Origin of the sequence: Paraburkholderia rhizosphaerae, from assembly GCF_004366595.1 — a bacterium.
Lineage (GTDB): Bacteria > Pseudomonadota > Gammaproteobacteria > Burkholderiales > Burkholderiaceae > Paraburkholderia > Paraburkholderia rhizosphaerae.
The window spans coordinates 170,151-183,840 of the sequence record NZ_SORE01000005.1; the positions used below are offsets into that span (position 1 = coordinate 170,151).

General features: G+C 62.3%; 12 protein-coding genes. 5 read left to right on the top strand and 7 right to left on the bottom strand.

The genetic code is table 11. The annotated features are described in order from the left end of the window. Positions 1-5: 5 nt before the first annotated feature. From otnI to BX592_RS08455, 5 genes are all read right to left on the bottom strand, one after another. A complete protein-coding gene (gene otnI / locus BX592_RS08435; RefSeq protein ID WP_134191207.1) occupies positions 6-788 on the bottom strand; it encodes a 2-oxo-tetronate isomerase in 783 nt (260 codons plus the stop codon). A gap of 38 nt (positions 789-826) precedes the next feature. Beyond that, on the bottom strand, positions 827-1,489 hold the full coding sequence (gene otnC / locus BX592_RS08440) for a 3-oxo-tetronate 4-phosphate decarboxylase (RefSeq protein ID WP_134191208.1): 663 nt from the start codon (positions 1,487-1,489) through the stop codon (positions 827-829). After that, on the bottom strand, positions 1,486-2,784 hold the full coding sequence (gene otnK, locus BX592_RS08445; RefSeq protein ID WP_134191209.1) for a 3-oxo-tetronate kinase: 1,299 nt from the start codon (positions 2,782-2,784) through the stop codon (positions 1,486-1,488). Before otnK ends, otnC begins: the two co-directional genes overlap by 4 nt. Positions 2,785-2,859: 75 nt before the next feature. Next, complete coding sequence (gene denD, locus BX592_RS08450; protein WP_134191210.1) at positions 2,860-3,840, bottom strand: D-erythronate dehydrogenase; 981 nt, start codon at positions 3,838-3,840, stop codon at positions 2,860-2,862. 149 nt (positions 3,841-3,989) lie between these two features. Beyond that, entirely contained in the window at positions 3,990-4,820 is an 831-nt protein-coding gene (locus tag BX592_RS08455) for a FadR/GntR family transcriptional regulator (protein ID WP_134191211.1), read from the bottom strand. Positions 4,821-4,960: 140 nt separating this feature from the next. Here BX592_RS08455 and BX592_RS08460 point away from each other — a divergent pair, with 140 nt between their 5' ends. Further along, positions 4,961-6,271 (top strand): MFS transporter, encoded by a 1,311-nt coding sequence (locus tag BX592_RS08460; protein ID WP_243849396.1) that lies wholly within the window; start codon positions 4,961-4,963, stop codon positions 6,269-6,271. A gap of 70 nt (positions 6,272-6,341) precedes the next feature. Here the strand turns inward: BX592_RS08460 and BX592_RS08465 are convergent, their stop codons facing one another. After that, on the bottom strand, positions 6,342-6,650 hold the full coding sequence (locus tag BX592_RS08465; RefSeq protein ID WP_134191212.1) for a hypothetical protein: 309 nt from the start codon (positions 6,648-6,650) through the stop codon (positions 6,342-6,344). A gap of 437 nt (positions 6,651-7,087) precedes the next feature. Here BX592_RS08465 and BX592_RS08470 point away from each other — a divergent pair, with 437 nt between their 5' ends. Beyond that, a complete protein-coding gene (locus BX592_RS08470) occupies positions 7,088-7,483 on the top strand; it encodes a hypothetical protein (RefSeq protein ID WP_134191213.1) in 396 nt (131 codons plus the stop codon). Positions 7,484-7,528: 45 nt separating this feature from the next. On the opposite strand, the gene BX592_RS08475 is transcribed toward BX592_RS08470, so the two are convergent. Continuing rightward, entirely contained in the window at positions 7,529-8,266 is a 738-nt protein-coding gene (locus BX592_RS08475) for a GntR family transcriptional regulator (RefSeq protein ID WP_134191214.1), read from the bottom strand. 153 nt (positions 8,267-8,419) lie between these two features. Here BX592_RS08475 and BX592_RS08480 point away from each other — a divergent pair, with 153 nt between their 5' ends. From BX592_RS08480 to BX592_RS08490, 3 genes are read left to right on the top strand one after another with little or no spacing between them, the layout of a single operon-like run. Continuing rightward, the gene (locus tag BX592_RS08480) at positions 8,420-9,640 is read left to right on the top strand and encodes a pyridoxal-phosphate-dependent aminotransferase family protein (protein WP_134191215.1); all 1,221 of its coding nucleotides are present in this window, start codon (positions 8,420-8,422) and stop codon (positions 9,638-9,640) included. Continuing rightward, positions 9,637-10,422 carry a 2-keto-4-pentenoate hydratase gene (locus BX592_RS08485; RefSeq protein ID WP_134191216.1) on the top strand — a complete coding sequence of 262 codons (786 nt, stop codon included), beginning with the start codon at positions 9,637-9,639 and terminating at the stop codon, positions 10,420-10,422. The genes BX592_RS08480 and BX592_RS08485 overlap by 4 nt, the downstream gene beginning before the upstream one ends. 59 nt (positions 10,423-10,481) lie before the next feature. Beyond that, the gene (locus BX592_RS08490) at positions 10,482-13,484 is read left to right on the top strand and encodes an FAD-binding and (Fe-S)-binding domain-containing protein (protein ID WP_134191217.1); all 3,003 of its coding nucleotides are present in this window, start codon (positions 10,482-10,484) and stop codon (positions 13,482-13,484) included. Positions 13,485-13,690 lie beyond the last annotated feature (206 nt).

Sequence of the window (13,690 nt, forward strand, 5' to 3'; positions counted from 1 at the left end):
GCGCTTTAGCCGAGCCACGGCTTCGCCCAGCCGAGGCCGGCGGACGTCGCGCCTTTCGGCACGTACTCGCAGCCAATCCAGCCGTCGTAGCCGAGTTCGTCGATCAGCGCGAACAGATACGGGTAGTTCACTTCGCCGAGATCCGGCTCGTGACGGTCCGGCACGCCAGCGATCTGCAAGTGGCCGATGTCGTCTTTCATCATCTGCTTCAACTTCACTGCGAGATCGCCTTCCATGATCTGGCAGTGGTACAGGTCGAACTGCACCTTCAGGTTCGACGCGCCCGTTTCACGGCAGATCTGCTGCGCGTCGCGTTGCAGATTCAGGAAGTAGCCCGGCATGTCGCGCGTGTTGATCGGCTCGATCACCACGGTCAAACCGTGCTGCGCCGCTTGCGACGCGGCATAGGTGAGGTTGCGTACGTACACGTCGCGATGGCGTGTGCGGTCCGCCTCCGCACCGACAAGCCCCGCCATGAAGTGAAGCTTGCGGTTACCCAGCGCCTGCGCGTAATGAAGCGCGGTGTCGACGCTGCGCTTGAACTCGTCTTCGCGGCCCGGCAGTGCGGCGATGCCGCGCTCGCCTTTCGCCCAGTCGCCCGGCGGCGCGTTGAAGAGCGCCTGTTCCAGACCGTGCTGCTTAAGCAGCGCCGCGAGCTGGTCGGCCGGATAGTCGTACGGAAACAGATATTCGACAGCTTTAAAGCCGTCAGCCGCGGCAGCGCCGAAACGCTCGAGGAATTCGTGCTCGCGGTACATCATCGTCAGGTTGGCGGCAAAGCGTGGCATCGTCGTGGTCCAGGTTCAGGTCCAGCAAGTTAGGTGGGTTACCAGCGCGCGCCAAACGTGGTGCGCAATTCGTCGATCTGCGCGTCCGTGAGTGGCGCCGGACGCGGGTCGGTCATCAACCAGAGTTGCGCGGTTTCCTCGAGCTCTTCGAGCGCCCATGCGGCTTGCGATACGCTCGCACCCCATACGACAGGACCGAGCCGCTCGAGCAGCACGCCGCGCACATCGTTTGCCAGCGCGCGCACGCGCTCGGCAACGCTGGGGTCACCGGGGCGGCAATAAGGAATGAGCGGGATGTGGCCGACTTTCATCACGTAGTACGGCGTGATTGGCGGCAGCACGTCGTGCTGCTTCCAGACACCGGCCAGCGTCAGCGCGACCAGATGCGTCGAATGCGTATGCACGACACCGTGCATGTCGGGGTTCGTGTCGTAGACGTTGCGATGCAGCGCCAGCGTTTTCGACGGCTTGTCGCCGCTGACCCACTGACCATCGCGGTCGACCTTCGCGATCTTCGCCGGATCGAGGTGGCCGAGGCACGCGTCGGTTGGTGTGATCAGCCAGCCGTCTTCGAGCCGTGCGCTGATGTTGCCCGCGGAGCCGACCGTATAACGGCGCGAATACAGATCGGCGCCGATTTGCGCGATCTCTTCGCGCGCACGGCTCTCCGCAGCCGCGGCGGAGGTGATGGCGGTGCTCATTGCGGTGCTCCCGCAAGCTGGTCGAACATGCCGAGCGTCTTGCTGAAAAAATCGACGGTGCCAAAGTTGCCGGACTTCAGCGCGAGCGCGAACGGCGTTGCGCCAATCGACACGGTGGCCGGTACGCCCGGATCGATCTGCGGGCCGATTTGCAGCGCCTTGACGTTAAGTGCATTAACCACCGCGCCCGATGTCTCGCCGCCTGCGACTACGAAGCGGCGCACGCCCGCGTCGCGCATGCGCTGCGCAATCGCGGCAAGCGCCTGCTCGACGAGTTCGCCCGATGCGGCGGTACCCAGCTGCTTTTGCACCGCGCCGACTTCTTCCGGCGAACTGGTTGCGTACACAAGCACCGGACCTTGCGCGAGCAGCGGCTGCGCGAAGGCCATCGCCGCGTCGACCACGTTGTCGCCGCGCGCGAGCGCGAGCGGATCGACGCGGAACGCGGGGCGCCCGCTGTCGCGCCAATGCGCGACCTGCGCCTGCGTCGCGCGCGAGCAGCTACCCGATAGCACCGCGGACAAACCGTTCACGCCCGGCACCTGCTCGCTGTTTTTCGCGGCCGGCAGCAGGCCCGCGCGTTCGAAATTGCGCGGCAGGCCGATGGCGAGACCGGAGCCGCCGGTCAGCAGAAGGTCGTTCGCGCACGCTTCGCCAAGCGTGTACAGGTCCTGATCGGAAATCGCATCGGCAATCGCGAGGCCGATGCCGTCGCGCTGCAATGCGCCGCGTGCCTCGTTGACTGCCGCCGCGCCGCGCTGCACGGTGTCGTAGCGCAGCAGGCCAACCTTGGTCGGTGTTTGCCGCTGCAGCACGCGCACGAGGTTCGCATCGGTCATCGGCGTCAACGGATGGTTCTGCATGCCGGATTCGTTCAGCAGCAAATCGCCGACGAACAGATTGCCGCGGTAGACGGTGCGGCCGGTTTCCGGAAACGCCGGGCAGGCGATCGCGAACGGCGCGTTCAGCGCCTTCATCAGCGCGTCGGCGACCGGGCCGATATTGCCGGCGTCGGTCGAGTCGAAGGTCGAGCAATACTTGAAGTAGAACTGCTTGCAGCCGAGCTTTTGCAGCCACTCGAGCGCAGCTAGCGATTCGGCAACCGCCTGTTCACGCGGCGCGGTACGCGATTTCAGCGCGACCACGATCGCTTCGGCGGGCTGGTCGAGCGGGCCATTTGGCACGCCGATCGTTTGAACGGTACGCATGCCGCCGCGGACCAGCATATTCGCGAGGTCCGTGGCGCCCGTGAAGTCGTCGGCGATACAGCCGAGCAAGGCAGGGGAGGAGGTCATGTTGGCATTCCGAAGTTTGCGCTGGACCGTTGGCGGCGAGTCGCCGCGCGATTCGGACCCGCGAGTCTGGTCGAATCAGGCCGGTTGCGCGGCGTTGTCCCGGATAAACGCGTGCACGACGCTGTCGAAATCCGCATCGAACACGAAACCGAGCGAGCGCGCGTAGTCAGCCGAAAAGTTGCCTGGCCACGAATTGACAATACGCTCGACGGCCGGATCGCGTTCCATCCGCACGCGGTTCGCGACCGTGTCGCCCGCGATGCGCCGCAGCGATGCCAGCATGTTTTCGACCGATACCGACAGGCCCGGCATGTTGATCACGCGCCCTTGCGTCAGCTTTTCCTTCGGCAGTTCGTAGCCGTGCAGCAGATTGTCGATCGCGCGATCCGGCGACATCAGCCACAGAATCGTTTCCGGCGCGACAGGGCACACCGATTCGACACCGTTGATCGGCTCACGAATAATCCCGCTCGCGAAGCTCGACGCTGCGCGGTTCGGCTTGCCCGGTCGCACGACGATGGTCGGCATCCGCAGGCTGCGGCCATCGATATAACCACGCCGGCTGTAGTCGGCGAGCATCAGGTCGGACAGCGCTTTTTGCGTGCCATACGAGCTTTGCGGCGCCCACACTTGCGAATCCGGCACCGTGGCGGGCATCGCGCCGCCGAACACCGCGACCGAGCTTGTCATCACGAAACGCGCTTGCGTGCCCAGCGTGCGGATACGTTCGAACAGCATCCGCGTGGCGTCGAAGTTGATCCGCATGCCCAGTTCGAATTCCTGTTCCGCCTGGCCTGATACGATTGCCGCAAGGTGGAAGACCGCGAGCGTGTCGGCATCGACAAGCTGCTCGATCTGTGCCGGATCGGCGATATCGCCGGTGACTGCGCGAACGCGCGGGTCGTTAATGCCTTCGAGCGGCACCACGTCGAACGCGTCGATCCGATCGATTGCGACCGGTTTGCCGGCTGGGCCGGTCAGCTCGCCGCGTGCCAGCAGCGCACCAATCAATCGACGGCCGAGGAAGCCTGCCGCACCCGTTACCAGCACTTTCATATTCGTCTCCATCTCCATACAGAATGCGCACGGTCGCGCACGGCGGAGCGCCCGCCGCGAAAGTTGTATGATGATGTTATCTTAGGTTGGCGGGTGTGGCAAACTGCGCGACGCAGAGTTCGAGGTGTTTTGCTCCGTGCTGTGATGCTTTAGTTGCGCGAGCCGCGTTTGGCGGCTTTCCTGGCTTCGTTGATCAGGGGTCCCGCGGCTGCACGGCCGACGTCGTCCCAGAACGCCGAGTCCGCTTCCTGGATGCGCGCGCCCGCGTTGTCGATGTGCGTGATCGCGGCTTGCCGCGCGGCGTTGGCATCTTGCGCGGCGATCGCGTCGAACAGCGCGCGATGCTCGTTGCGCACCTCGGTCGAGAAATCGTCGCGGCGCGCTTCGTTGGTCCGTGTGACGAGGATCGCCGCGTGAATAAACTGGCTGATGAATTCGAGCAGCGACGGATAGAGCGGATTGCCGGTCGCGCGCGAAATGGCCATATGGAACGCGAGATCTTCGTCGACGCCATCGCGCTTTTCTTTCGCCGCGCCGTCGATCGCGGCGAGTGCGCGTTTGATGTCGGCCAGCTGCGCACGCGTGCGCCGCTGCGCGGCGAGCGCGGCTGCTTCCGCTTCAATGCCGCGGCGCAGTTCGGTGACGCGCAGCACTGCGTCGACTGAATTCTTCGGGTCGATATCGAGCCGGAACGCGGTGGTACGGTTCGGTTCGCGCACCACCGTGCCGCTGCCCTGACGCACTTCGACAAGACCGTCGGACTTCAAGCGCGAAATCGCTTCACGCACGACAGTCCGGCTCACGCCGAAGCGCTCCGAAATAACCTGTTCGGTTGGCAGCCGCGTGCCGGCCGGAAATTCGCCGCCTTTGATCTTTTCCAGCAGAACGGCTGTGACGCGATCGGCGAGCGTGCCGACGTTCGTGATGACGGGCGCGTCGAACGTCGCAGAGGAGCGGGGCGTGGTGGTCGAGGTAGCCATGTCGTTAGAAAAGACTGAAGAGAGACTCTGGATTTCGTTGTTGGCGATGCGTTGACACGGTACCACTTTCTACCTATGATCGGAACGCCATATGTAACATATATGGTTATCATACAATTTGATGTGAAGGAGACGAAGCGGTGCAGACGGAATCGGTAGAAGTCGTAACACAGCGCGACGCGCAAGCATTCGAAGAGCGTACCTACGCAAAAGTCACGTGGCGCATTGTGCCGTTCCTGATGTTCTGCTATCTGGTCGCGTACCTGGATCGGGTGAACGTCGGTTTTGCGAAGCTGCAAATGTCATCCGACCTGCACTTCTCGGATGCGGTCTACGGCCTAGGCGCCGGCATCTTCTTTATCGCGTACTTTCTCGTCGAAATTCCGAGCAACATCATCCTGCATCGCGTTGGTGCGCGTTTGTGGATGGCGCGCATCATGATCACATGGGGCGTGATTTCATCGGCGATGGCCTTTGTCACCACGCCGACCGCGTTCTACGTGATGCGCTTCCTGCTCGGTCTTGCCGAAGCGGGCTTCTATCCGGGCGTGATTCTGTATTTGTCGTATTGGTATCCGTCGCATCGGCGCGGCAAGATGTTCGCGGCATTCGCTGCCGCGGTGCCGCTTTCGGGTTTGATCGGCGGCCCGTTGTCGGGTTATCTGCTGAGCGCGTTCTCCGGCGTGATGAACTACGCGGGCTGGCAATGGCTGTTCTTTATCGAAGGCTTGCCGTCGATCGCGGCGGGCATCGCGGCGTTCTTCGTGCTGACCGACGGCATCAAGAAAGCGAAATGGCTGACGCCTGAAGAGCGCGCGCTGCTCGATATGAACATCCGCGCGGATTCCGCTCACAAGGCCGAACCTTTGCTGCGTGAAGTGTTCACGAACGGGCGCGTGTGGCTGCTCACGGCCATCTACTTTTGCCTGATCTGCGGCTTCTATACCGTTGGTTTCTGGCTGCCGACGCTGATTGCGTCGACCGGCGTGAAGAACCCGCTACATATCGGTTTGTTGACGGCCATTCCGTATGGCGCGGCGGCAATCACGATGTTGCTCGTGTCGCGCAGCGCCGACCGTCTCCGCGAACGGCGCTGGCATCTTGCGTTCACCGCGGTGCTCGGTGGCGTGGGTCTGATCATGTCGGCGGCGTTCGGCTCGCAACCGGTGCTCGCGATGATCGGCCTGACGCTCGCGGCGATGGGCGGCTTGAGCACGCTGCCGATGTTCTGGAGTCTGCCGACGGCTTTTCTCGGCGGTTCCGCGGCCGCTGCCGGAATTGCGATGATCAACTCATGGGGCAATCTGGCGGGCTTTGTGAGCCCGTATCTGATCGGCTTTATCAAGGACACGACGCACAGCACCAATCTGGGCCTGTACGCGATGGCAGGCGCGCTCTTTGTCGGCACGCTGCTGACGTTTATCGTGCCGGCTAAGGTGGTCAACCGCTAGCTTCGCGCGAACGCCCGCTCGCCCGGCGTTGTGCGCGTCGAGCGGCGGGTCACGCGCCCCATGATTGCTTTTATTGCTTCACCGCCCCGCTCGAACCCTTCGTCGTGTCTCCCTGCTGCGACATCCCCTGTTCGCGCTTTTGCATCAACGTCCCCTGCGGCGATGACGCGCCGCTCTGCGGACTGCCTAACTGATCCATGCTATTCGCCGTTTTGCCGGGTGCCACGCCGCCGTGCGTCGCGCCGGATGGCGTGCCTTGCGCCGAACCCTGCGCTGCGCCGGCATCCGTCGCATTTCCGCTGCCGGAGTTCGTCTGAGCTGAAGCGTTCGCGCCGCAAATTAGCGCCAACGCACAAAACGCCGCAGTCAAGCTTTTCATAAACCCTCCCAATCGGTTCCGGCGCTTCCGCGCACCTGTGTTTTCCCTTCGTGCATACGGCGTGCCAGCTTGCGTGAAACACGTCGGCGCAAGGTTTGTGCATGGCTTTTTCCGGCGGGTATTTATTATTCGTGCCGGTTGAGTCGAATGAATTGAGATACGGCAAGGCATATTTTTCTGGAAATTCTGAAAGTGCCTTTCCACCGTTTCGAGAAATCCGAGAATAACGTGACTGCGTTCAGTGATAGTGCCCCTTACCTTTGTCCGGTGCATTTCTGAGTTGGGTAAGGCTCACAGGTCCGCCGCGTCAGGCCTGTCGTGGAATAAGCCGATTGCATTACCTGTTTTCTGAAAACACAAAGCGAAAAGGATTCAAGTAATTCGCTGTATGTAAATGAAATAATCGATATAAGCCTCTTCTTCGCGGAGAAAAAGAAATGCAAACCGGCCGCATACACGAATTATTCGATACGTACGATGGACTTGAAGTGACGGTCGCAATCAAAAAAGAAAACGATTCAGGAAAGAACGACCAGGAACCTGCGTCACGTCATGGTGAGATTATTCCATTGTCGCCGCATGTCAGCGAATGGCTGAAGAGTATTCGTTGGACTAGTGGATTGGGTTCGAACAACGACGTCGATTGGTGCATCAAGAGTTATGCCGCCTCTGATGTCAAAGAGCGTCGGCTTCGCGCCCGATGGGAGAGGATCGAAGGCGTCGGTTTGCGCTGCACATGGATCGAGGAGCCGGACGTCGGGTCCGACGCCGCTGCGGACACCGACGCCGGTCGTGATGCCGCTGGCGATCAAAACGAACCGGATGAGACGTAGCAGGCAAGCGCGTTGATGGCTTTTGTCGATGTGCCGCGTCGGCCATTAATCTTCGCCGGACGCATCGTCGCGCGGCGCGGGCTTGACCGTCGACAGGGTTCGCTCCGCCAGCACCGCATCGCGCTTGGACAGCAGGTGTGAGCGCAGAATGGTGCGCATCTTCTTGCCGTCGCGCGACTCGAGTGCCTCAATCATCGCTTCGTGATCGCGAATCGCACTATCCCACTTGTGCGTCTGGAAGTTCGAGCGGAACCGTAGCGCCTGCAGGCGCCGGTTGATTGACAGATAAGTCTGCCGCAACGCCGAATTGCGCGCCGCTTCATTGATCTTGTCGTGAATCTGCTGGTTGCGGCTGTAGTAGCCGGACAGGTCGTTGTGTGCGCGGCACGCGAGCATCGCATAGTGCAGCGCCTTGATTTCGGCGAGCTCGACCGGCGTGATGCGCTCGCACGCGAGCTCGCCCGAAAACGCCTCGAGCCCGCTCATCAGTTCAAACGTCTCGCGAATTTCCTCGTCGGTCATCTGCAAGACGGTTGCGCCCTTGTTCGGCGAAATCTCGATCAGGCCTTCGGCGGCCAGCACCTTCAGCGCTTCGCGCAGCGGCGTGCGTGAAATGCCGAGCGTCTCGCATAGCATCCGCTCGTTGAGCTTCACGCCGGGGGCGAGCAGCCCTTCGACGATGAAGTTGCGCAGATGGTCGACGACCGTGTCGTGCAGACGCTGCCGTTCGACCTTCGGCAATGACGGCGGCAGCATTGCCTCCGGCATGTCAGCATTTTGCATGCAAAGACCTCTTTTTTAGATTCGCCGCAATTTTATCGCAGACCGGGCAAAAAGGACGCCTGCGGGTATATACCTGGAACAAATCCGCTTCCCGCATTGACTTCGGTGCGTTAGAGTATTTTGCATGCAAAATTCAAACGCAAGGGCGCACACATGCTGAAACTCGACTTTCACCCGGCCGGACGTCACTTTTTGCAGATTCCGGGGCCGAGCCCGGTGCCGGACCGCATTCTGCGGGCAATGAGCTATCCGACCATCGACCATCGCGGCCCGGAATTCGGCGCGCTGGGGCTGAAGGTGCTGGATGGCATCAAGAAGATCTTCAAGACCGCGCAGCCGGTGGTGATCTATCCGGCATCGGGCACCGGCGCGTGGGAAGCGGCGCTGTGCAACACGCTGAGCCCGGGCGACACCGTATTGATGTACGAGACCGGTCACTTCGCGACGCTCTGGAAGAAGATGGCCGAGAACCTGGGTCTGAAGCCGGAGTTTCTTGGGCTGCCGGGCGTCGAGGGCTGGCGCCGTGGCGTGCAGGCCGACCAGATCGAGACGCGTCTGCGCGCGGATGCGAATCACACGATCAAGGCGGTGTGCGTCGTGCACAACGAGACGTCGACGGGCGTGACGTCGGACATCGCGGCGGTGCGCCGTGCGATCGATGCGGCGGGCCATCCGGCGCTGCTGATGGTCGATACCATTTCGGGCCTCGCGTCGGCGGACTATCGGCATGACGAATGGGGTGTCGACGTCACGGTGTCGGGCTCGCAGAAGGGTCTGATGCTGCCGCCGGGCATCAGTTTCAACGCGATTTCGCAGAAGGCGATGAAGGTGCAACAGAGCGCGAAGCTGCCGCGCGCGTTCTGGGACTGGACCGATATCGTCGAAATGAACAAGCAGGGCTACTGGCCATACACGCCGAACACGAACTTGCTGTACGGGCTGTCCGAATCGCTCGAGATGATCCTCGGCGAAGGACTCGACAACGTATTCGCGCGCCATCAGCGGCTTGCGGCCGCGTGCCGTGCGGCGGTCAATGCATGGGGCCTCGAGATCCAGTGCGCGGACCCGGCCGTCTATTCGCCGGTGTTGACCGGCGTGATCATGCCCGAAGGCGTCGATGCGGATGCGGTGCGCAAGCTGATCTACGAACACTTCGACATGTCGCTCGGCACGGGGCTCGGCAAGGTGAAGGGACGCATGTTCCGGATCGGCCATCTCGGCGAATGCAACGACCTCACGCTGATGGCGACGTTGTCCGGCTGCGAGATGGGTCTGAAGCTCGCGGGTGTGCCGCTGAAGGCGAGCGGCGTCGCAGCAGCGATGGACTATCTGACGAGCCACGTCGCGAAGCCGTCGCTGAAGGCGGCTGCATGACGGCGCGTGAGCCGCAGGTTGCGGCTGCCGAGCGGGCGGCGCTGCTGGCGCGCGTGCTGATCGACGCGCGCGCGCAGCGGATGCCGCTCGATGAGCTGTCTCGCGACGTGCAGCCGGCGGACGCTGAGGGCGCCTACGCGGTCCAGTTCGCGACGCTCGATGCGATGCGCGAGTCGATCGGCGGATGGAAGGTCGGCTCGAAGTCGCCGACCGGGCCGATTCAGGGTTCGCCGTTGCCGGCCGATTGTGTGCATCGCAGTGGTGTCGCTTTGCCGCGCGACGCGTTCAACCAGGCCGGGCTTGAACTCGAGGTTGCGTTCGCGCTCGGACGCCGTTTCGACCCGGCCGGTGCGCCTTATTCGGACGAGCAGGTGCTCGATGCGATCGAGTCGATGCATGCGGCGATCGAAGTGGTGACGAGCCGCTTTAGCGGTTGGCCGAATGTCGACAAGCTCTGGCAACTGGCCGATTTGCAGAACCACGGTGCGTTGATTGTCGGAGAAGGCGTCGCGTACGACAGCCGCTTTCCGTTTATCGCGCCGGCCGCGAGCTTCACGTTCGATGGTGCGCCGGTGTTCGACGGCGCACCGGCCAATCCCGCCGGCGATCCGCGCCGGCTGCTCGGCTGGCTGATCAATCACGGTGTATCGCGCGGGCTCACGTTCGAACCCGGCACGGTGCTGACCACCGGTTCATACACCGGGATGGCTTTTCCCGAGCAGCGAGGCGTCGCGCTCGGTGTGATCGATGGATTGCCGCCGGTGCAATTCACGCTTGGCTGACGAACCGCGCCTGACCTGCTGGCCCTGGCGAACGCCTACTCATTAATCGTTGCGATGCGATGCTGAATTCCCGTCCTCAAGCGCTGGTCCAGCCGATTCACCTGATGCCCGCCGCCGCGCGCGCGAAGCTCACGCCGCTTGCCACGCGTCTGGCCGCCGAGCTCAAGGGCGACGTGTTGTTCGATCGCGCAGCGCGCGGCCGTTATGCGACCGATGCGTCGATCTACCAGATCATGCCGTTGGGCGTTGTCGTGCCGAAGGATCAGGCGGATCTGCGGCTTGCGCTCGACATCGCACGCGATAGCAAGACGCCAGTGCTAGCACGCGGTGCGGGCACGAGCCAATGCGGACAGACGATCGGCGAAGCGCTCGTGATCGATACAAGCAAGTGGCTGAACAACATCGTTCACTTCGATGCGGACGCACGTACGGTGACAGTCGAGCCCGGCGTCGTACTCGATCATCTGAACGCGTGGCTGAAGCCGCATGGGTTGTGGTTTCCGGTCGACGTATCGACGAGTGCGCAGTGCACGATCGGCGGGATGGCGGGCAACAATTCATGCGGCTCGCGCTCGATGGAATACGGGATCATGGTGCACAACGTCGACGCGATCGACGCGGTGCTAGCCGATGGTCACGAAGCGTGTTTTACAAAGCTGTCGAAGATGACGAGCGAACCGCGCACGCGCGCGCTGGTCGAAGAAGTGCGCAAGATCGCGCAGCGCGAACGCGATGAGATGCGCGAGCAGATTCCGAAAGTGCTACGGCGCGTGGCGGGCTATAACCTCGATCTGTTCGAATGCCAGAATCCGCTGCCGTTTACCGAGGATGGCGAGCCGAATCTCGCGAATCTGCTGGTCGGCTCCGAGGGCACGCTCGCGTTCAGCCGCACGTTGACGTTGAAACTTTCGCCGCTGCCGGCGCACAAGGCGCTCGGCGTCGTGAACTTCCCGACGTTCTACGCGGCGATGGACATGACGCAGCACATCGTGAAGCTCGGTCCGGTCGCCGTCGAACTGGTCGATCGCACGATGATCGACCTCGCGATGTCGAACCCGGCGTTCCGCCCGATAGTCGAAAAGGCGCTGGTCGGCGATCCGCAGGCTGTGCTGCTGGTGGAGTTTGCCGGGGCTGACAAGGATGCGCAGCTTGCCAGGCTCGCGCAACTGGTCGAACTGATGGGCGATCTCGGTTTGCCGGGTTCCGTGGTCGAAATGCCGGATGCCGCCGCGCAGAAAGCACTGTGGGACGTGCGCAAGGCCGGGCTCAACATCATGATGAGCATGAAGGGCGACGGCAAGCCGGTGTCGTTTATTGAAGACTGCGCGGTGCCGCTCGAACATCTCGCCGAATATACGAGCCGGCTGACCGAGGTGTTCCATCAACATGGCACTGAAGGCACCTGGTACGCGCACGCGAGTGTCGGTACGCTGCATGTGAGGCCGATTCTCGATATGCGTCGCGACGGTGCGCGGAAAATGCGTGCGATTGCCGAACAGGCGGCTGCGATGGTGCGCGAATACAAGGGTGCCTATTCGGGTGAGCATGGCGATGGGCTGTGCCGCGGGGAGTGGGTTGCATGGCAATACGGCCCGCGTATCAATCAGGCGTTTCGTGACATCAAGGCGCTATTCGATCCGGACAACCGGCTGAGTCCGGATCGCATTGTCAATCCGCCGAAGATGGACGACGCAACCAATTTCCGCTTTCCGCCGTCGTATCGCGAGCGCGAATGGAAGCCGGCACTCGACTGGTCCGCGTGGAATGTCGCGCGCGATCCATTGACTGGTAACGAAGGCGCGCCAGGTTCAGGCGGCGATCGCGCGAACGGCCTCGCGAAAGCGGTCGAGATGTGCAACAACAACGGACACTGCCGCAAGTTCGATGCGGGCACGATGTGCCCGAGCTACCGGATCACGAAGGACGAACAGCACGTGACACGCGGCCGCGCGAATACGCTGCGGCTCGCGATCTCGGGGCAACTTGGCGAAGACGGGCTGGCCAGCATCGACGTGAAGGAAGTGCTCGACCTCTGCGTGTCGTGCAAGGGTTGCAAGCGCGACTGTCCGACCGGTGTCGATATGGCACGCATCAAGATCGAGGCGCGCGCCGCGTGGAATGCGCGCCACGGGACGACCTTGCGCGAGCGGTTGATCGCGTATCTACCGCGTTACGCGCGATATGCGAGCCGCATGCCATCGCTCGAACAGATGCCGTTTTCACGCTGGATAAAAGCACGTTTAGGTCTCGCAACGGAGCGCTCATTCCCACAGTTTGCGAAACCTTTTCTGTCGACAACGCAGCCTCGTGTGAATGTTGAAGCAGGCGCTAAAGAAGTGCTGTTATTTGTCGATACCTTCAGTAATTACATGGAGCCGGACAACGCACGGGCGGCACAGCGCGTGCTCGAAGCGGCGGGCTACGAGGTTCACTTCAACGTAAAGGCGGGCGAGCGGCCGTTGTGCTGCGGCCGGACGTTTCTGTCGGCCGGACTGGTCGATGAGGCCAAGGCCGAAGCGCGGCGCTCACTCGATGCGCTGCTGCCGTACGTAGAGCGCGGCGTATCGATTGTGGGCCTTGAGCCATCATGCCTGTTGTCGCTGCGCGATGAATTCCTCGGCTACGGGTACGGCGATGCGGCCGAGCGGTTGGCGAAGTCGTCGTTCCTGTTTGAAGAGTTTCTCGTGCGGGAGCATGACGCCGGGCGTTTGAAGCTGCCGCTCAAGCCGCTCGATACCGGCAAGGCGCTGCTGCATGGCCACTGTCACCAGAAGGCATTCGACGCGGTGCGTCCAGCGCAAACGGTGCTCGGCTGGATTCCCGGGCTGAAGGTCGAAGCGATCGAATCGTCGTGCTGCGGTATGGCGGGCAGCTTCGGCTACGAGGCCGAGCACTACGAAGCATCGAAGGCGATGGCGGAACTGTCGCTGTTGCCGGCGGTGAGAAAAGCCGGCGATGCGTTGATTGTCGCGGATGGCACGAGTTGCCGGCATCAGATTGCCGACGGCGCGCAGGCCGAGGCGTTGCACGTCGCACGCGTGCTTGCGGCGGCGTTGGAATAGAGCATCAGAGCATCACTGAACGAATAACAAATTGAGCAGCAACGAAAAGAGACTGCCGACGAGCGAATACTAAACAGGAGACAAAGCGATGAAACGACGTTGCAATTCCCAATCCGGTGGCTTACCCGCTTCGATGCGGGACCCCAGGCCGAGCCGGATGTAGTGACGGCGGGCACTCGTTGCCGCCATGCTTTTGCAGTCTGTTT

Excerpts from the sequence above, each read along its gene's own strand:
- denD (WP_134191210.1), bottom strand. The coding sequence starts at position 3,840 with ATGAAAGTGCTGGTAACGGGTGCGGCAGGCTTCCTCGGCCGTCGATTG.
- BX592_RS08485 (WP_134191216.1), top strand. The coding sequence starts at position 9,637 with ATGACGGCGCGTGAGCCGCAGGTTGCGGCTGCCGAGCGGGCGGCGCTG.
- BX592_RS08480 (WP_134191215.1), top strand. The coding sequence starts at position 8,420 with ATGCTGAAACTCGACTTTCACCCGGCCGGACGTCACTTTTTGCAGATT.
- BX592_RS08475 (WP_134191214.1), bottom strand. The coding sequence starts at position 8,266 with ATGCAAAATGCTGACATGCCGGAGGCAATGCTGCCGCCGTCATTGCCG.
- BX592_RS08455 (WP_134191211.1), bottom strand. The coding sequence starts at position 4,820 with ATGGCTACCTCGACCACCACGCCCCGCTCCTCTGCGACGTTCGACGCG.
- BX592_RS08490 (WP_134191217.1), top strand. The coding sequence starts at position 10,482 with ATGCTGAATTCCCGTCCTCAAGCGCTGGTCCAGCCGATTCACCTGATG.
- otnK (WP_134191209.1), bottom strand. The coding sequence starts at position 2,784 with ATGACCTCCTCCCCTGCCTTGCTCGGCTGTATCGCCGACGACTTCACG.
- BX592_RS08470 (WP_134191213.1), top strand. The coding sequence starts at position 7,088 with ATGCAAACCGGCCGCATACACGAATTATTCGATACGTACGATGGACTT.
- otnC (WP_134191208.1), bottom strand. The coding sequence starts at position 1,489 with ATGAGCACCGCCATCACCTCCGCCGCGGCTGCGGAGAGCCGTGCGCGC.
- BX592_RS08465 (WP_134191212.1), bottom strand. The coding sequence starts at position 6,650 with ATGAAAAGCTTGACTGCGGCGTTTTGTGCGTTGGCGCTAATTTGCGGC.
- otnI (WP_134191207.1), bottom strand. The coding sequence starts at position 788 with ATGCCACGCTTTGCCGCCAACCTGACGATGATGTACCGCGAGCACGAA.